16 protein-coding genes are annotated in these 18,431 nt (G+C 61.0%); 3 read left to right on the top strand and 13 right to left on the bottom strand.

Annotation, left to right across the window (positions count from 1 at the left end):
* Position 1: 1 nt before the first annotated feature.
* The 9 genes from J3T95_RS01975 to J3T95_RS01935 all read right to left on the bottom strand — a co-directional run bounded on the left by J3T95_RS01975 (position 2) and on the right by J3T95_RS01935 (position 10,635).
* Entirely contained in the window at positions 2–415 is a 414-nt protein-coding gene (locus J3T95_RS01975; RefSeq protein WP_220235859.1) for an aspartate carbamoyltransferase regulatory subunit, read from the bottom strand.
* Positions 412–1,419: an aspartate carbamoyltransferase gene (gene pyrB / locus J3T95_RS01970; protein ID WP_220235860.1), complete on the bottom strand. Its 1,008-nt coding sequence runs from the start codon at positions 1,417–1,419 to the stop codon at positions 412–414. The genes J3T95_RS01975 and pyrB overlap by 4 nt, the downstream gene beginning before the upstream one ends.
* 70 nt (positions 1,420–1,489) lie before the next feature.
* Entirely contained in the window at positions 1,490–4,570 is a 3,081-nt protein-coding gene (locus J3T95_RS01965; RefSeq protein WP_267450217.1) for a bifunctional [glutamine synthetase] adenylyltransferase/[glutamine synthetase]-adenylyl-L-tyrosine phosphorylase, read from the bottom strand.
* 115 nt (positions 4,571–4,685) lie between these two features.
* Positions 4,686–4,976 (bottom strand): helix-turn-helix domain-containing protein, encoded by a 291-nt coding sequence (locus J3T95_RS01960; RefSeq protein WP_366800339.1) that lies wholly within the window; start codon positions 4,974–4,976, stop codon positions 4,686–4,688.
* Positions 4,963–5,640: a hypothetical protein gene (locus J3T95_RS01955; RefSeq protein ID WP_220235862.1), complete on the bottom strand. Its 678-nt coding sequence runs from the start codon at positions 5,638–5,640 to the stop codon at positions 4,963–4,965. Before J3T95_RS01955 ends, J3T95_RS01960 begins: the two co-directional genes overlap by 14 nt.
* 616 nt (positions 5,641–6,256) lie before the next feature.
* On the bottom strand, positions 6,257–6,505 hold the full coding sequence (locus J3T95_RS01950) for a carbon starvation protein (RefSeq protein ID WP_258561442.1): 249 nt from the start codon (positions 6,503–6,505) through the stop codon (positions 6,257–6,259).
* 109 nt (positions 6,506–6,614) lie between these two features.
* Positions 6,615–7,850, bottom strand: a complete 1,236-nt coding sequence (mmsB, locus tag J3T95_RS01945; protein ID WP_267450216.1) for a multiple monosaccharide ABC transporter permease — start codon at positions 7,848–7,850, stop codon at positions 6,615–6,617.
* Positions 7,847–9,403: a sugar ABC transporter ATP-binding protein gene (locus tag J3T95_RS01940; RefSeq protein WP_267450215.1), complete on the bottom strand. Its 1,557-nt coding sequence runs from the start codon at positions 9,401–9,403 to the stop codon at positions 7,847–7,849. Before J3T95_RS01940 ends, mmsB begins: the two co-directional genes overlap by 4 nt.
* A 77-nt stretch (positions 9,404–9,480) precedes the next feature.
* Entirely contained in the window at positions 9,481–10,635 is a 1,155-nt protein-coding gene (locus J3T95_RS01935; protein WP_220235865.1) for a substrate-binding domain-containing protein, read from the bottom strand.
* A gap of 234 nt (positions 10,636–10,869) precedes the next feature.
* Here J3T95_RS01935 and J3T95_RS01930 point away from each other — a divergent pair, with 234 nt between their 5' ends.
* The 3 genes from J3T95_RS01930 to J3T95_RS01920 are packed head-to-tail and all read left to right on the top strand — an operon-like array spanning position 10,870 to position 13,255.
* The gene (locus J3T95_RS01930; RefSeq protein ID WP_267450214.1) at positions 10,870–12,063 is read left to right on the top strand and encodes an ROK family transcriptional regulator; all 1,194 of its coding nucleotides are present in this window, start codon (positions 10,870–10,872) and stop codon (positions 12,061–12,063) included.
* Positions 12,064–12,078: 15 nt separating this feature from the next.
* On the top strand, positions 12,079–12,918 hold the full coding sequence (locus J3T95_RS01925; RefSeq protein ID WP_258561443.1) for an ATP-binding cassette domain-containing protein: 840 nt from the start codon (positions 12,079–12,081) through the stop codon (positions 12,916–12,918).
* Between the two features lie 16 nt (positions 12,919–12,934).
* Positions 12,935–13,255, top strand: a complete 321-nt coding sequence (locus J3T95_RS01920) for a hypothetical protein (RefSeq protein ID WP_267450213.1) — start codon at positions 12,935–12,937, stop codon at positions 13,253–13,255.
* Positions 13,256–13,279: 24 nt separating this feature from the next.
* Here J3T95_RS01920 and metF read toward each other — a convergent pair whose 3' ends face one another.
* From metF to J3T95_RS01900, 4 genes are all read right to left on the bottom strand, one after another.
* A complete protein-coding gene (gene metF / locus J3T95_RS01915) occupies positions 13,280–14,161 on the bottom strand; it encodes a methylenetetrahydrofolate reductase [NAD(P)H] (protein ID WP_267450212.1) in 882 nt (293 codons plus the stop codon).
* On the bottom strand, positions 14,154–16,490 hold the full coding sequence (gene metE / locus J3T95_RS01910) for a 5-methyltetrahydropteroyltriglutamate--homocysteine S-methyltransferase (protein WP_267450211.1): 2,337 nt from the start codon (positions 16,488–16,490) through the stop codon (positions 14,154–14,156). Before metE ends, metF begins: the two co-directional genes overlap by 8 nt.
* A 178-nt stretch (positions 16,491–16,668) precedes the next feature.
* Positions 16,669–17,229: a SixA phosphatase family protein gene (locus tag J3T95_RS01905; protein WP_267450210.1), complete on the bottom strand. Its 561-nt coding sequence runs from the start codon at positions 17,227–17,229 to the stop codon at positions 16,669–16,671.
* A gap of 80 nt (positions 17,230–17,309) precedes the next feature.
* On the bottom strand, positions 17,310–18,425 hold the full coding sequence (locus J3T95_RS01900) for a tRNA (adenine-N1)-methyltransferase (protein ID WP_267450209.1): 1,116 nt from the start codon (positions 18,423–18,425) through the stop codon (positions 17,310–17,312).
* Positions 18,426–18,431 lie beyond the last annotated feature (6 nt).

Raw genomic sequence — 18,431 nt, 5'->3', positions numbered from 1 at the left:
GTCAGTCTTCAGCCTTCTCGTCGCAGTAGTCGCAACGGTAGACCCCAGCATCATCCAGGTGGAAGCGTTGGTCCACGCCGGTCTCCACCGTGGTGACGCAACGAGGGTTGACGCAGGTGATGACGTTGACCAGGCGGCTGGGGCGGTCCGGCTGATGCTTGCTGACGATCCTGCCCTGCCGGACCACATTGACGGTGGCCTCGGGGGCGATGAACCCCAGGGCGGTCAGGTCCAGGTCCCCGGTCTGCTCGATCTTGATGATGTCCTTGGATCCGTACTTGAGGCTGTCCGTATTCATGATCAGGGCGAGCCGGGTCTTCGACGGGTCCACACGCAGGTAATGCAAGACCTTCAGGGCTGTGCCCGCACGAACGTGGTCGATGATGATTCCGTCAACAATGCTGGTGACCTTCATGCCGCCACCTCCTTCTGCTTGCGGTAACCGGGCAGCTCGTCGCCCAGCAGGGCGCTCTCCAGGGCCATCCTGACCAGCATGCCGTTGCGGACCTGCTGGAAGTAGGCCGCACGCGGATCATCGTCCACCTCCACGGCGATCTCGTTGACCCTGGGCAGGGGGTGGAGGATGGCCATGTCGGAGCGCGCAGCCCGAAGCTTGTCAGTATCCAAAATGTAGGTGTCGCGCAGCCGCAGGTAGTCGTCCTCGTTGAAGAAACGCTCTTGCTGGACACGGGTCATATAGAGCACGTCCAGGTCGCCGATGACCCCGTTCAGGTCTCCGGTCTCCCGGTAGGTGCAATCGGACGAGGAACGAATCCTCTCCAGGACGTATTCGGGGGTGCGCAGCTCGTCGGGGCTGATCAGAACAAAATCCACGTGGCCCAGGCGGCAGAGGGTGGTGATCAGAGAGTGGACGGTGCGTCCGAAGGTCAGGTCCCCGCACAGGCCGATAGTCAGGTGGTTCAGCCGACCCTTGCGGGCGCGGATGGTGGCCAGGTCGGTAAGGGTCTGGGTGGGATGCATGTGCCCGCCGTCGCCAGCATTGATGACAGGGACCGTGGCCGCTTGGGAGGCCACCAGGGCGGCACCCTCCTTGGGATGGCGGATGGCCACGATGTCAGCGTAGTTGGAGACGGTCTTCAGGGTGTCGCTGATGGACTCCCCCTTGGAGACGCTGGCCAGTTGGGCGCCGGCGAATCCGATGACCTGGCCGCCCAGACGGAGCATGGCCGTCTCGAAGCTGAGCCTGGTTCGAGTGCTGGGCTCATAGAAGAGCGTAGCCAGAACCCGGCCGTCGCAGGTGTGGGCCACCTGACGACGATGATTGTCGATGTAGGCCGCCCGGTCCAGCAGATCCAGGATCTGGGTCATGGGAATGTCGTCGAGGGTTACCACACTTCGCCCACGAAGCGGAAAGACGGCGGAAGAGGTGTTGGATGCGTGATCAACTTGTTGGGACAACGGCTCACCTTCCTCAAGGTGGCCACCTTATGTGACCTGAACAAGCATACGACCGCGGATGGACCCAGGGTCAGCCCCCGTAGAAGAGCCGTTCCATGACCTGCCTGCAGCGGCGCATGGCAGCCAGCAGCTCGTTGACAAAGTGCTGTCCTCGGCGGGCCGGGTAGCCCAGACAGACTGCGATGCCCCCCAGAACCTGACCATCGTCAGGTAGGATGTCCGCCTGGGATACCCTTCCAGACCAAAGGAAATTGGCGTTGCGGGCTGCGGTGCACAGCACCCAGCCGCGGCGCAGGGCCTTGGCATCCTTGGCTTCTATGAATCCCGCAGCCTCCAGGGCGTCCAGGGCGGTCATCGTTCCGGTGACCTGCAGCTCAGGCAGATCGTGGGCGTGACGCAGTTGGAGAAGCTGGACCGTCCACTCCACGTCAGACAGCCCTCCCCGGCCCAGTTTCAGATGCCGGTCCCGACGCACCCCGCGCGGCAGCCGCTCCGCCTCCATCCTGGCCTTGAGACGGCGAATCTGCCCCAGCTCCTCCTCGTTGGGCGGCTGCTGAGGGTAGCGAAGCGGATTGGCTATGCCCACCAGAAAGTCCTTGGCCAGGCCGGCATTCCCGGCTGCGAATCTGGCCCGGATCAGGGCCTGATGTTCCCAGGTTTCAGACCAGTCGCGGTAGTAGCGCTGGTAGGAGTCCAGGGAACGCACCAGAGGCCCCTGGCGTCCTTCGGGGCGCAGGTCGAAATCCAGGTCAATGCCTGGCTCCAGACTGGCCCTTCCAGCCAGGACGGCCCGCAGGTCGGCGGTCACTCCACGCGCGAATTCCGCCGCCCGGTTCTGGTCGACGCCTGACACGGGACGGTAGACCAGCATGATGTCGGCGTCCGAGTTGAAGTTGACCTCTCTGCCCCCGTAGCGACCCATGCCGATCACGGCCAGATCGGCTGGTGCGCTAGCCTGTTCCAGACGGTGGTCCACGGCCCAGTCCAAGGCTGCATTGATGGCTGCATCGTAGACATCCGACATGCCTGCCAGGCAGGCCTGCTGATCGTCCACCCCGCTCATCCAGCCCAGCCCGATCCGCTCGATCTCCTGGCGACGCATGGCCCGGACCGCAGTGGCGAACTCCTCCAGCGAATCCGCATGCCGGGTTCGATAGGCCGCGGCGCGCTTGTCCAAGGTGGCCCGATCACGGGGAATCATGTCCTGGTCATGGCCCAGCCAGGTCACCGACTGAACGGACCGGGCCAGGGCGCCGGACAAATAGCGGGAGTTGGACAGGACGTGGCAGAGGCGACGGGCGGCCGAGGTGGAGTCCCGCAGGAAGCCCAAGTAGGTGCTCTTGCCGCCGAAGTGCTCCTCAAGGGTTCGCCAGCCCAAAAGCCCCATGTCGGGGTCCTGCCCCTCACCCAGCCACTGGAGGACAGCGGGCATGAGAATACGGTTGATCCGCGCCGACCTGGTAACTCCTGTGGTCAGGGCCGTAACGTGGCGGATGGCCGCATCGGGATCGGCAAAGCCGATGGATGCGAACCGAGCAAGGGCTGCCTGGGGGCGCAGGCTGACCTCGTCCTCGTCCACCTGGGCGTTGATGGGCAGCATGGGACGGAAGTAGATGGCCCGGTGAAGATTGCGGACCTCAATCTTGGTGGCCTGATATTGGGCCAGCATCTGGTCGGCGTGCAGACCGAATGCCCGGGCCAGCCGCCTCAGATCGCGGTTGTTCTCCAGCTCCTGCAGGCTGGGCGGCCGCCGGCCGGAAGTGCCTGAACGGTTGGTTTTCGGAAAGAGATGGGTGCGACGCAGTTGCCACATCTGCAGTCGATGCTCCATGACCCGCTCGAATCGGTAGTCGTGGTCCAGCTGGTCGCCGTGCTTGCGTGAAATGTAGCCGCCGCGGGACAGGGCCTGCAGAGCATCCAGGGTTGCAGGACAACGCAGATCCTGGTCGCTGGAGCCATGGACCAGCTGGAGCATCTGGACGGTGAATTCCACGTCCCGCAATCCGCCCTGGCCCAGCTTGATCTCCCGATCCCTGAGTTTTTCGGGTATGTTCCGTTCCACTCTGGCCCGCATGGCCTGGCAATCATAGACGAAGTTCCTGCGTTGGGATGCCCCCCAGACGAATTGTTGGGCCATGTCGTGGTATGCAGATCCCAGCACGGCATCGCCGGCAACTGGACGTGCTTTCAACAGGGCCTGGAACTCCCAGCTTTCGGCCCAGGACCGGTAGTAGTCGGCGTGAGACTCCAGACGGCGCACCAGGGGCCCGTCCTTCCCCTCGGGCCGCAAGGCGGTATCAACCTTCCACAGGGGCGGCTCGGTAGATCCGGGGATGATGGACTGGCAGACCTTCTGCAAAAGGATGGCAATCTTGGTGCCGATGCCGGTCAGGTCCTGATCGGCAATCTCTCCGGATGGTTCAACTACGTAGATCAGGTCGACGTCGGACACGTAATTCAGCTCCCTGGCACCCAGTTTGCCCATTCCGATGACGGAGAAACGGCAATGCTCCGACGATGGAACCTGCTTCCTGGCAATGGTCAGCGCCCCTTCCAAGGTGGCCTCGGCCAGATCCGACAGGGACAGGCTGATCTCCGGTTGCACGGTTTCGGGATCCGCGGCGGCCAGGTCGCGAGCCATGACTGCGACCAGCTGTGTCCGATATTCGGCGCGAAGGGCATCGACCTCTTCGGCCAGGGTCCCTTCCCCTGCTGGTTCACCCCCGTCGGCATCCAGTGCCTTGGCGATCCTTTTCTTTCGGACTTGAAGAGGGCAGTCGCTCAGATGAAAGGGATCACAGGCCGCTGTCTCGACCAGGGCGGGGCGCGAGCGCATCAATCTGCCCATGGCCTCAGAAGCCCCCAGGACGCGAACGAGTGATCTGATGGCCGGGCAGGCCAGCTCTGCCTGTCCTCGGAGAAAGCCTGGGGGTCCACCGGAGGAACGCTGGTCAAGAATCATCACCAATGAAGACAGGGCGACATCCGGATCGCAGGCCGATTCCAGGGCACCGATCAGGGCATCCTTGATCCGTCCGTCCAGGCCCAACCCGTCCAGGCGGATCAGATCGACCCTGGCCCGGTCCAGGTCCTGCAGACCCAGCCGGATCAAGTCCGATGTCTTGAGCTGCCGCTGCTCACCTTCCGCCATGCCGCCTCCACCCGATACTTGTAAGGAGATCCCCGGTCATTATAGGTAAAAATCGAAACCGACCGCCGGAGTCAAGGCGCCCGGCGGACGTCCGACCTGCTCCTGGACGCATGTCCTACCTGATGCTCTCGTCTCCATCTTCCGCTGGTCGGTATTCCAGGATATCCCCCGGCTGGCAGTGCAGTTCCCGACAAATACCAGCCAGGGTGGTGAAGCGAATGGCCGAGACACGGTTGTTCTTGATCTTGGACAGGTTGACCGGGGTGATGCCCACCCTGGCGGCCAGTTCCTTTAAGGTCATCCGCCGCTCCGCTATGATCCTGTCCAGCCTCAGGACGATCCGACCTTGAGGAATGTGTTCCGTGCGCTGAGAGGGTCCGGCCTTCTCCTGTTCAGATGAGACCATCATCCTCCCTCTGCAGCGTGATTCCGTATGCAAGAATTCGAGCCAGGGCATAGACGACGATAGCGGCCAAAACCAACAGCGCAACGACCGTAAAGTTGTCTTCCATCGTAATGTGAATCGGGCTTTCGTATCCAGCAAGGCCGGATTCCCGCATCGGCCCGTACCGATCGGCGGAGGCCCCTGTGGCCGTATATTCGGCAGTTGCTTCCATGGCTCCTTCAGCAAATCCAATGACCATAGGCACGCCTGAAAAAATCACGGCCAGAGCAATCAGACAGCGGCCCATGCCATGGAGATGACGCAGGTTGGCCTGGTTGAAGGGGGTCACGGGTGTGCGCTCCTCACTATCGGATTTCGCATAGGTCGACATGGCGGCAAGGTCATGGAAGAACGATGCCAGCAGGACCAATATGATGGCGGCAAGAAGATAGGAGATTACCGCCTGGATCCGGATACTGGGCCCGTTCGACCGTGTAACGTTCAGCCCTACGCTATAGACGTTGGGCAGGAGGGCATCGGTACACCCCAGCAACCTGAAGGGGAGATTGGACCAGGGAAGAACGGTCATTCCCACAACGACCACCAATGCCCCTGCCCAGTGCAGGTACTCCAGACCACGTGTCAGATTGTGCAGGAAACGATCCATCGGCTGCGGTTTATACATGTTGGCATCCTCGTCATCGAATATAGAAGCAACGTAACGTCAGCGACAGTATAACATATCGTTTATCGATATGCGATCAGTAGGATACGAGACGCGCCGCAAACAGTCTTCACCGAGGCACAGCACGAACCTACGCCAATTCTCGACATTTCGAACCCGCCGATCGTTCCAATGGATCAACGACCATGACCCCGGATCCTCCGGGGTTCATGCCGGCGTGGCATCCGTACCGCCCTCACCCCTAGTCGACGAAACGGGAAGACGGCTATGCGCGTACCCCGAGATTCTCGCGAACGATTCAACGGGCACTCCGGCCTCCACCAGACCATTTCGCCGCAGGACATACCGGGAACCATCCATACTGCCGAACCTCGGCAGGGTGCCCGCTGTGGCATCATCGTGGTTAATGTGTAGGGGTATCATCCGATTGCTCTTGGACGAGGACCGTAATCCCCCAGCTCCATGAAGATGCAGACGGGCAGCCGCTCGGACGATTTCGGACTTCCTCATTCCTGCACTCGACTTGGACAAGGTCGGAATGAAGAATTCCGAACCCGTTATTTCCGTTTGTGCATGGTACTCATCGTCAGGTCGGAAGCTGTTCGCTCAAGACGCCTCAGTTCCGCGACCGCGAATCCCGATTGTCCCGGCCCCCGTTTTCCTTCCCCGCCTTCCGGCCCTCCTTCCAGGCGCAAACCGCGCAATACAGGGTTACAACCGTTAGGCAGAGCGAAAAAACGATGGTGGGCCAGCTCAGCAGGCTACCATCCCTCGAAGCCTCGCTCAGGGACTGAATCAGCCAGAGGGCACACGCCGCCGCAGTCAGACCGTACAGTCTTGAACGACCCTTTTCATCGATTTTCATATGACACTCCTTGGTGGTTGCGCTGATAGTGACCTGCCGTGTGCCCCGGGCCGATGACCGTTGGCCCGACCCGGGGACTTGCATCTGGTTGAGGTCTCCCGACCGGCGGTTAGCTCTTGCGGCGCTTGGACATGACATCAATAGCCACGGCCAGCAGGAGGACCAGCCCCTTGATGGTCTTGACGATGGCCGTGTCCACGCCCATGATGGACAGTCCTTGGTTGATCACGCCCATGACGAAGGCTCCGACGACTGCCCCAGGAATGGTTCCGATGCCGCCGGTGACAGCCGTACCGCCTATAAAGCAGGATGCGATGGCGTCCATTTCGAACTCCATGCCAGCCTGGGCGGTGGCCGAGGCCAGTCGTGAAAGCATGCAGATGGCTGCCACAGCCGACAGGAAGCCCATGTGGACGAAGAGCGTGAAGTCCACCCGTTTGGCGTTGATGCCCGAGAGCACGGCAGCCTTGCGGTTGCCGCCCACTGCGTAGACATGCCGGCCGAAGACGGTCCTGGTGAGGATGAAGTTGTAGATCAGGACCAATACGGCCACAATGACCAGCATTATGGGCGTCCCGCCCTGGTCCTCATTGCCGGAGGAAGCCAGCAGGTAGGTCACGAAAAGGATGACGGCTGCAGCCACGATGATCTTGCCGGTCATCAAGGCCTTAGGTTCGGGAACCAGACCTACAGCCAGGGTCTTGCGGCGGCGGGCAATCTGGGACCAGGCGTAGGCAAGGATGCAGATCAGGCCCAGCACCACGGTCAGGCCGTCGAAGGGGCCCCACCACCCCAGGATGTTTGGCAGGTAGTCACGGGCGATCCCCCTGAACTGCGCGGAGGTGATAGGCACAGACTCGCCGACGATGACAGTGGCCAGGCCACGGAAGATCAGCATGCCAGCCAGGGTGGTGATGAATCCTGGAATGCCGATGACGGCGACCCAGAACCCCTGCCAGATGCCGATCAGCAGACCCACGATCAGGGACAGGCCAATGGCCACGATCCAATTGACTCCCATATGCTCCATGAGGATGGCGCATACGCCTCCGATGAAGGCCACCAGGGAGCCCACCGACAGATCAATGTGGGTGGCGATGATGACCATGACCATGCCGATGGCCAGGATGATCACGTAGGCGTTCTGTTGGATCAGCGAGACAAAACTGTTGGGTTTGAGCAACACCCCCTTGGTCAGTATTTCGAAGACGACCACGATGACCACCAGGGCGCCGACGATGCCATACTGGCGGGCGTTGCTGGCCAGAGAGGCCAGAATACCAGGTCCTGCCTGTTCTTGTTCCACCGCCTGGGCGGTGCTCTTGTTGCTGTTGGGCGAGCTCATCTGGCTGCCACTCCCTTCTTTTCCTGGGTCATGCCCTTCATCAGATATTTCTGCGAGAAATCCCGGCGCTCCACGTCGTTGGTGATGACCCCCTGGCTGACCGTATAGATCCGGTCACAGATGCCGATCAGCTCAGGCAATTCCGAGGAGATGACCACCACAGCCTTGCCCTGGTCGACCAGCCGGTCGATGATCTCGTAGATCTCATACTTGGCTCCCACATCAATGCCTCGAGTGGGCTCGTCCAGGATGAGCACATCAGGATCCGAGATCACCCACTTGGCCAGCACGACCTTTTGCTGGTTGCCTCCGGAAAGGGTGGAGACGGGCACGTCGATGTCGGTGCACTTGATGTTGAAGTCCTTGCGGTACTCCTCCACCCGTGCCCTCTCCAGGTTCTCATTCATGACTCCATGGCGGCTCATTCTCTTCAGCGAGGCCATGGAGGCGTTTTCCCTGATGTTCTGCAACAGGTTGAGTCCGAAGACCTTGCGGTCCTCAGTGGCGTAGGCCAGGCCTGAATCGATGGCCGACTGGACGTTCGGCAGCTCGACCTGACGGCCATGCATCTCGATTCTGCCGCTGATGCGGCTGCCATAGGACCGCCCGAAGATGCTCATGGCCATCTCGGTGCGACCTGCACCCATAAGTCCCGCCAGTCCGACGATCTCGCCCTGGCGAACCACCAAATTGGCATGATCGACCACGGTTCGTGAGGGATCCTGCGGGTGGTGGACAGTCCAATCACTGACCTTGAGCACCTCCTTGCCGATGTGTGGCACGTGCTCGGGATAGAGGTTGGTCAGCTCGCGGCCGACCATCTTCTGGATGAGCAGATCCTGATCCAGGGGGTGGTCCGTGTCGATTCGCATACCGCCCACCGTGGAACCATCGCGCAGAATGGTCACGCCATCCGCAATCTGTCCTACCTCCCCCAGCTTGTGGGTGATGAGGATGCTGGTCACTCCCTGCTGGTCACGCAGCTGCCTGACCAGGTCCAGCAGATGCTCGGAATCATCGTCATTCAAGGCGGCTGTGGGCTCATCAAGAATAAGCAACCTGACATGCTTGGACAGCGCCTTGGCGATTTCCACCAGCTGCTGCTTGCCCACTCCAAGATCCATGACCCTGGTGTCGGGGCTCTCGTTCAGCCCCACACGCTCCAACAGACGCGAGGCCTTGGCCCTGGTGGTATCCCAGTCCATTACGCCATTGTGGGCCTGCTCATTGCCCAAGAAGATGTTCTCGGCAATGGACAGGAAAGGGCTCAGCGCCAGCTCCTGATGGATGATGACGATGCCGTCGTCCTCCGAATCATTGATGGTCCGATAGCGGCAGGGCTTGCCGTCGAACAGAATTTCGCCGGTATAGCTGCCGTGCGGGTAGACCCCGGACAGCACGTTCATCAGGGTGGACTTGCCGGCCCCGTTTTCCCCGCAGATGCCATGGATTTCGCCCTTGCGCACGTCCATGTCGACGTTGGACAGGGCCTTTACCGGACCGAAGGTCTTGGTTATTCCCTGCATTCGCAACAAGATGTCCTCATCGGGCATGCTTTCACCTCCTCTACGCCGAACGTCCCTCCCCTTGACCGGAAGCGGGACCGTCCGGCGCGACTGTGATGCCAACCTCACTTGGTCAGCTGATCGAATCGTTCCTGGGTCAGGTAGTTCGCCTTGACCAGTTCGGTCAGGTTGTCCTTGGTGATGGCCTGGGGATCCAGCAGCTTCGAGGGCACCTTGATGCTGTTGTTGTCAAAGGTGCCGTTGATGCCGGTAACCTTCTTGCCCTGGGCGATTTCGATGATCATGTCGTAAACGGCCTGGGCCAGCTTGTTGACGTCCTTGAAGACTGTCTGGCCCTGCAGTCCCTTGGAGATATTGGCCACGGAGATCTCCATGGCGTCCTGCCCGGTGATCTTGGGCCAGTTGTCGGTATTGGGCTGGATGTCGGGCCTCTTGGACTGGATGGCGTTGATGACCCCCTGGCTGATGCCGTCATAGGGGCTCAGCACGGCATCCAGCCGCTCGCCGTGGGCGTAGGTCGAATCAAGAATGGACTCCATGTCCTTCTGGGCCTGCTCGGTCTTCCAGGACTGGACGGAGATCTTCTGCCAGTCGGAGAGTTTGAAGTCCTTGGTCACACCGCCGCCATGCTGGGAGGGGCTGACCAGAACGCCCGACTTGAAGTAGGGCTGCAGCAGCTCCCAGGCGCCTTTGAAGAAGTACTTGGCGTTGTTGTCGTCGGGAGAACCGGTAAAGAGCTCAATATTGAATGGACCCTTGGCTCCGTTTTTGAGACCCAGCTGGTCGATCAGCCAGTTGGCCTCCAGCACGCCGGTGCGCTCAAGCTGGAATGTCGCATAGTAGTCGACGGCCTTGGTGTTCATGATCAGCCGGTCATAAGCGATGACCTTGGCCCCGGCATCCTTGGCCTTCTCGACAGCCGGCCCCACAGCGGTGCCGTCCTTGGAGGCCACCACCACGATCTTGGCGCCCTTGTTGACCATGTTCTCGATGTCGGCATTCTGCTGGGCGGGCTTGTCATCCGCGAAGGAGAGCACCACCTTGTAGCCTGCCTTCTCCAGTTTGTTCTTGAGGTTGTTGCCATCCTTGTTCCAACGCTCCTCGGACTTGGTGGGCATGGACACGCCGATGGTGGCGCCTTTGCTGATCGCCCCTCCCTCCTGGGAGGAACTGGAGGCTCGTGAACTTCCGCAAGCGCCCAGTCCGGTCAGCATGGCGACGCCGATAACCGCCGCCATAGCTCGTTGCATCATCTTCATGAAGACTCCTTCATCCTTGAATTCTCTGGCAGGCATCTCTGTCTGCCTTGGCCCCTTCATTACAGGCCCAGTGGTCAGCATACCCATTTGTGTTAACTTTATCAATTCAATAAGGCTTATTTTTTATTTATTTGTTTTGTACATGAATTTAATAATTCACCCGAGTTTTTGGCATCTCGGCGCAAGGGGTTCTATGGGCGGGGGCAAGCCACGATCTTGGCTACACTGGAACCTATGGCACATCGATTGTTCGGTTCACAGTCCTCATTGCGTGAGGCCAACCGTGCACTACTGCTGGATACGATCCGAAGATTCGGCGCCATGACCCAGATCGAATTGGCTGAAAATACCGGGCTCTCAACAGCAACTGTCTCCAACCTGGTACGTCTGATGGGCGATCAGGGACTTCTGGAGACATCCTCCACCACAAGAAACGGCCGCCGCGCCACGCTGGTCATGCTGGCCCGCCGCAAGGGCCTCGGGGTCGGGCTCTACATCGGCCGCCACGAGATGCGACTGGAAGTAGTCGACGCCAGCCATGCCATACTGGCAGAGCATGATATGGCTCTGCCACGCCAGCACAAGCCGGACACAACCCTGGAACGGGCCATGATCCTGATCAAGGAGACGCTGACTTCCATCGGTGCCCAATCGGATGAGCTTGTCGGTCTGGGCCTGGCCATGGGGGCCCCTGTGGACTGCAGAACTCACCAGCTGGCCATTCCCGGCATCCTGCGAGGCTGGGACAAACAGGATCTGATAGGCACTTTCCATGAGGCTTTTCAGGTGCCGGTCCAAGTGGACAACGACGCCAACTTCTCAGCCATGGCCGAGCTGAGAATGGGCGCAGCAGTCGGCAGACGAAACTTCGTCTACATCCACGCCAACGACGGGGTGGGCGCGGGAATCGTCATCAACGGCGAGATGTGGCGGGGCACCACCGGGCTTGCAGGCGAGATAGGCCATGTTCAAGTGGACCCCTTGGGCGATATCTGCATCTGCGGCAACCGCGGATGCCTGAATACGGTGGTGGACGAGAGCCGCTTGGTCTCCTTGCTCAGCGTGACCCACGGGAACATGACTCTGGAGGATCTGGTGGCCAATGCCGTCAAGGGGGACCCAGGGTGCAGACGGATCGTGGGAGATGCGGCCATCCGCATCGGCAATGTAGTGGCCGATCTTTGCAACGCCGTGGATCCCGAAGTAGTGGTCCTGGGAGGCATCCTGAGCACAACCGAAGACGTCTTTCTGGATCCCCTCCGAGAGACTCTTCAGCGCTTGCTTTTCCCTGACGCCATGGTTCCCATGGAAGTGCTCCCTGCCCGCTATCCGATTACCGGATCGGCTCTAGGAGCAGCTATGATGGCTGTCGATAGCGTCAACGAACACATTGATGTGTCCACAAAATCCGCAGGTCGATCATCGTAGAGGAGGTGACCTGGATTGCATGAAACCGCTGTCTTGATGCAGATGGACGACCTCTGCATCAGGTTCGGATTCGTTGAGGCCCTCAAACACATAAACCTGGATATTCGTCAACACGAAGTGCTCGCCGTCGTGGGCGACAATGGAGCAGGCAAGTCCACTCTGGTCAGGATTTTGTCCGGATTGATCCGACCCGACCAGGGTACCTTGTTCTGGAAGGGCCGACCGACCAGCATTCCCTCGATCAGAGTCGCCAATCAGTTGGGCATTGCAGCCGTCTTCCAGGGGCAGGACTTCTGCGACAACCTGGATGTCTCCTCCAACCTCTTCCTAGGCAAGGAACTGCGCGATCGACACCATCGTCGTGATGACGAAGCCATGCGTCGGCGCACCCGTCAGGTCCTCCAGTCGCTGTCCTCCCCTATCCGCGTGGGCCAACCCATGGCCACCCTTTCCTTAGGACAAAAACAGACCGTATCGATCGCCAGGACCCTGCTGGACAATCCCGAGCTGATCCTGCTGGACGAGCCGACGGCCTCCTTATCCGTCATGCAGTCCGCCGAGGTGCTCAACTACATCAAGCGCATGCGTTCAGAGGGCCGCAGCATCCTTATGGTCTGCCACGATCTGCCGGACGTTTTCGCGGTTTCTGACCGCATAGCAGTCATGCGTCAGGGACGGCTGGTAGGAGTCCTTCCTACGGCCAAGACATCTTATGAAACTGTAATAGCGCTGATTTCAGGCATTGATCCTGAGGACGTCATACAGGACCAGGGCCAGCTGGATGCCATGGCCAGGGCCAACGCCCGCGCCCACGCCCTGCGCGGTACCAGAAAGGCCCTGCCCGAGAAATCATGAACAAAGGAATCCTAGAATGCAGCTGACCGATACCCTTCCGACCATCGTCTGTGCCCTGATAGGACTGGCAGTGGGACTGATAGACGGACTTTTGCCAAAGAGCAACGACCGGCAGACCGATTCTCAGCAACGCTGGACACCGGTTTTCTCCCTGATAGGAACCGGCATGGTAGTAATTCTCATTCTGCTGGGACGTGACCTGACCTCCTGCGTGGCCATCGGCGCGGTGGTCCTAGGATTGTTGCTCGGCATGATACCACCACTGAACAGGGCTGCGCTCAAGACTTGGCCATGGCTGAGGCCCCGCACCGACGATCAGAGCCGAAAGCGTCGCTGAAAGCCGGAAATCTCCCTTTTGCGGTTATTTTTGGCTCCTGACCGTCTCCTCCTTGGTGCCTGCCTGCCGAAAGAGATGACGGACGTTGTGCCAGATGCGCCTGGTGACCCCTGAGTGATTCATGGAGTAGAGGTGGATACCGTCTACTCCATGGGCCACCAGATCTGCGATCTGCTGTGAGGCGTAGATGATGCCTGCCTCGCGCAGGCTGGCCCGGTCGTCCCCCCAGCGCTCCAGGATGGACTCAACCGCTGCCGGGATCCGGGCCTGGCAGACCCGGCTCATATGCCGGACCTGGCCCTCGTTGGTGATGGGCATGATCCCTGCCTCAATGGGCACTAGAATGCCCGCTGCCCGAGCCCGGTCCAGGAAGTCCAGAAAATCGGCGTTGTCATAGAAGAGCTGCGAGATCAGATGGTTGACACCGGCATCCACCTTGATCCGCAGATGTTCAATATCCTCTTCGGGCGAGGAGGCCTCCGGGTGTGTCTCCGGATAACAGGCGCCATAAATCGGCAGGTTCGGCCGACGGAACCGGATGTAGGCGGCCAGATCGCTGGCATGGTCGAAGACCCCTGCGGGCTCGCGGCCCTCCACGCTGTCGCCACGCAGGGCCAGCACCGCTGCCACCCCTGCGTCGTCGAACATGTCCAGGGCCTGATCGATCACCTCGCGGTCCGCATACCGGGCAGTCAGGTGCGCCACGGCAGGGATGCCGTACTCGGTATGGATGGTCTTGGATATGCGGGCCGTGGCTGTGCGGTCTGAGCGGCGGCCGGTCCCGTAAGTCACCGAGATGAAGTCGGGCATCAGCCCTTCCAGGCCATCCAGGGTGTCATAGATGGTGCCCACCGGGGCATCGCGCTTGGGGGGAAAGACCTCCAGGGAAAAGATAGGCTCATGCACGATCTGACACCTGACTGGACGATAGCTCCGCACGCACCTGATGGGCGGCGGCCACCATGTGCTCCAAGCTGGGCCAGGTCTCCTTCTCGCCACGGGTCTTGAGCCCACAGTCGGGGTTGATCCAGACCTTGGCCGCGTCCAGCTTCTTCAGGATGGCATGGATCCGTTCCGCAATCTCCTCAGTGGAAGGGATGCGCGGTGAGTGGATGTCGTAGACACCAGGGCCCGCCTCGGTCTCAAACTTGGCCTCCTGGATGGCATCCAGGACGGTCAGGTCGGAGCGGGAGGCTTCGAAGGAGATCACATCGGCGTCCATGGCATCAATGTCCTTGATGATGTCGTTGAACTCCGAGTAGCACATGTGGGTGTGAATTTGTGTAGTTGGTTTGACCCCGGAATGAACGAGCCGGAAGGCGGGAATGGCCCAGTCCAGGTATCGGCTGTGCCAGTCGGAGCGTCGCAACGGCAACTTCTCGCGCAGGGCGGCCTCATCGATTTGGATGATGCGGATACCTGCGGCCTCCAGGTCCAGAACCTCGTCACGGATGGCCAGAGCCAGCTGGCGGGTCTGCTGCTTGTGATCGATGTCCTCGCGTGGCCAGGACCAGTTGAGAATGGTCACCGGCCCGGTCAGCATCCCCTTGACCACATGCTTGGTCCGGGACTGGGCATATGAGGACCAGCGCACAGTGATGGGCCGGGCGCGGGAGATGTCTCCCCAGACGATGGGAGGCTTGACGCAGCGGGTGCCATAGGACTGGACCCAAGCATTCCGGGTGAACAGGTAGCCCTTGAGGTTCTGGCCGAAGTACTCGACCATGTCGTTGCGCTCGAACTCGCCGTGGACCAGAACATCCAGGCCAATCTGTTCCTGGTGGTCGATGACCTGGTCGATTTTGCGGGCGATGAAGTCGTCGTAGTCCTTCCGGCTGATCTCCTTCTTGCGCAGGCGGGCCCGTTGGGCGCGAACTTCAGCGGTCTGGGGGAAGGAGCCGATGGTGGTGGTGGGCAGCAGGGGCAGACCCAGCTCCTGGGCCTGGATCCTCTGGCGTTCGGGCCGGGCAGGGGTACGCACGAAGTCCCCGTCCTCAAGACCGGCCAGGCGTTGCTGCACCTGCGGGTCAGGCTGGACGCGGCTGCCGTCGAAGAGCTTCTGATTGTCAGCAAGGGCCTTGCTGGAGCGGCGCTGGTCCTCATTGGCATCGGCCAGCTGGGCAAGGTCGTGCAGCTCGCCCAGCTTCTCCAGAGCGAAGGCGAAGTGGGGCCGCACGGTGACGGCATCCAGCCCGTTCTCGTCGGCCACGGTGTAGGGCACGTGCAGGAGGGAACACGCTGTGGACACCACCACCTTCGAGGTCACCTGGTGCAGGGCATCCAGCAGGCCCAGGCTGACTGCGTAGTCGTTGCGCCAGATGTTGCGGCCGTTGACCAGGCCGGCGAAGATAGTGGTTGCCTCCGGCACGCCGTGTTCCTTGAGGGCCGCCAGATTCTCGTCCCTGCCCTCGACCAGATCCAGGCCGATGCCGTCGAAGCCCATGGCAACCAGCAGGCCATAGCAGTCGCCCACATGGCCGAAGTATGTGTTGAGCAGGATGCGGACCTTGCCCTGGTCGCTCTGGCGGGCTCTGAGGATGGGTTCATAGAGGGTCTCGAAGAGGTCCTGGTCGCCTGGTTCCTTGTCCAGGACCAGATAGGGCTCGTCCAGCTGCACCCAGTCGGCGCCAAGGCCGATGAACCGCTCCAGAATGTCCGCATAGGCCTTGGCCAGGTCCTGGACCAATGCCGGGTCGGGATCCAGCACTTCGCCCTGGGGACCACGTGCCAGTTTCAGGAAGGTGTAGGGGCCGATCAGCACCGGCTTGGCGGCGATGCCCTGCTCGCGCGCCTCCTGGAACTCCTTGAAAGGCTTGTCGCCTTCGAGTGCGATTTCAGTGTCCTGATCGATCTCAGGCACTAGGTAGTGGTAATTGGTGGTGAACCACTTCTTCATGGGCAAGGCGGTCACATCACCCTGCTCCCCCTGGTAGCCGCGGCCCATGGCGAAAAGGGTGTCCTCGGGGCACAAGCCCAGCTTCCGATAGCGCTCGGGTACGACGCCGAGGAGGATGGAGGTATCCAAGACTTGGTCGTAGTAGCTGAAATCATTGACGGGAATCAGGTCGACGCCAGCCTCCTGCTGAAACTGCCAGTGCCTGGCCCGCAGATCGGCGGCCGTGCGCCGGACCTCGTCCAGATCCCGTTCGCCCTTCCAATAGCCTTCGATGGCCCGCTTGAGTTCGCGGTGCGCGCCGATGCGCGGGAATCCGGACACGGATGTAATCGCTGCCATGAAACCTCCCAGTTTCGTCCTGATGTCTTTGGTCAGCCTATCAGCGGCGGGGGGAGGCCGGTAATTGGTGCAAATAAGGTGTCGCCATAACCTGAATCGATAACGAGAAGACGGCAGGCACGGGACTGATGCTCGCTAAGCCTGCCCGCAGAAGGTTGCCTCTAGCTTGTTCTGCCGGTCAGCCCTCCAGGTCTTGGGGGCCCAGAATGCCAAGCAAACGGGCCTGGTGGGTTCCCCAGTCGTTCAAGGGCCGCTCGGAGCCCAGCAGGACCATAGTAGCCGGTGGCAGCCCAAGATTGAGCAGGTCCAAAAGGTCAGGATCGGAGTTGTCCTCGGCCAGCCACTGTGAGCAGATAGACATGGTGGGCTCATGACCTAGGATCAGGACCCGGTGGTCACGGTCCTCGGCCTGCGCCAACTGGTCGAAGACCGCCTGCATGCCGGATTCATAGAGAGATTCCCGGTAATCGACACGGGGCCGGTCGCCCAGAGGTTTCAGCATGCCATCCAGGGTCTGACGGGCCCGGGGCGCACCCGAACAGATGATGCGGTCTGGCACCAGACCCAAAGCAGTCAATCCACGGCCCATGATCCGGGCCTGTTTCTGGCCACGGTCGGTCAGCTTGCGGCTGCGGTCGCCCTGTGACCCCTGGCGTTCGGTCTTGGCATGACGCATGAGCATAAGGGTTCGGCTGCACCGCCGCAGATCCTCAGCCTTCATACCCTTTCGTAAACCCATTCATGCTTCCTTTCCCGACGATCTCATCAGTCGCCCTTACCATTATGACAAAGCCCAGAGGATACGCCGACCCTGCGCGATCAGTCTTCCTGATCCTCCCTGCCTTGCAGAGTGCGCACCTGATGGTCCAGGTCACGCAGCACCTTGCGCAGTTTGCGATCGGAGACACGGCGCAGCTCCAGATCCGCCAACTCGCGCCCCTGACCGAAGCCACTGCTCTCGGTGGGCGGCCGGCCCTGATCCACGTCAGTCTGGTAGTCCTTGGTAGCCCGGATATGCTTGCGCAGAGCCTGCTGACCGGGAGCCATGGCCCTGCTGGTCAACAAGAAGCCGGTGTGCCCGATCATCTCGTGCTCGGGTCGGACCGCCAGACCGTCGGCCTTCCAGGAACGCTCCAGGCTCTCCATGATCTCGGGCTCGGTCCATCGGCCATCGGCGCGCAGGGCCTCGGCCAGTCGGCTGAGCTGGGTGGTGGTGGTCACGTAGGCGGTCAGCACGCCGCCGGGAGCCATGACACGGTAGGCCTGATCCAGGCGGTTCCAGGGGTCCAGCATGTCCAGAACAATACGGTCGAATTCGTCCTCGGGCAGGTCGGCCGCAACTGTGTCGAAGTCGCCAGTGCGCAGGTCCCACTGGGCAGGGCGCCGCCCAAAGAAGACAGTGGCATTGCCCACGGCTACCCGGGCGAACTCCTCCCGCCGCTCGATGCTGGTCAGCTTCCCCTCCGCGCCAATGGCATCCAACAAGCCCAGGCTCATGGCCCCTGAGCCGGCCCCCGACTCCAAGACCCTCATGCCCGGAAGGATGTCGCCCAGGAGGATGACCCTGGCCACATCCTTGGGGTACATGATCTGGGCGCCGCGAGGCATTGAGAGGATATAGTCCTCCAGCCGGGGGCGCATGACGGTGAAGGCCCAGCCTCCGATGCTTCGCGAAGACTTCCATGGCTTGGCCCTGTCAGACGCCTCTGTATCTGTGTCGTCATTCGGCTTGTGACGCATCTGCCGCCACTCGTCAGCCGAAATTGTGACGACCACGGATCCCTCGGGCAGGCCAATCATGGCCTCGTGCGGCAGAAGACCATGGTCGGTCTGGGTCAGGCCGCCAGGTTCCAGCATCACCGTCAGCTTGCGGCCGCGCCGGTCGGTCAGCTGGACACGCTCCCCTACACTCAGCGGACCGTTTCTAAGGCTCATGCCCCC

The organism is Bifidobacterium sp. B4079, assembly GCF_026537385.1.
Lineage (GTDB): Bacteria > Actinomycetota > Actinomycetes > Actinomycetales > Bifidobacteriaceae > Bombiscardovia > Bombiscardovia asteroides_I.
The sequence above is the reverse complement of the archived record's forward strand: the minus strand, read 5'-3'. Positions and strand labels throughout refer to the sequence as shown.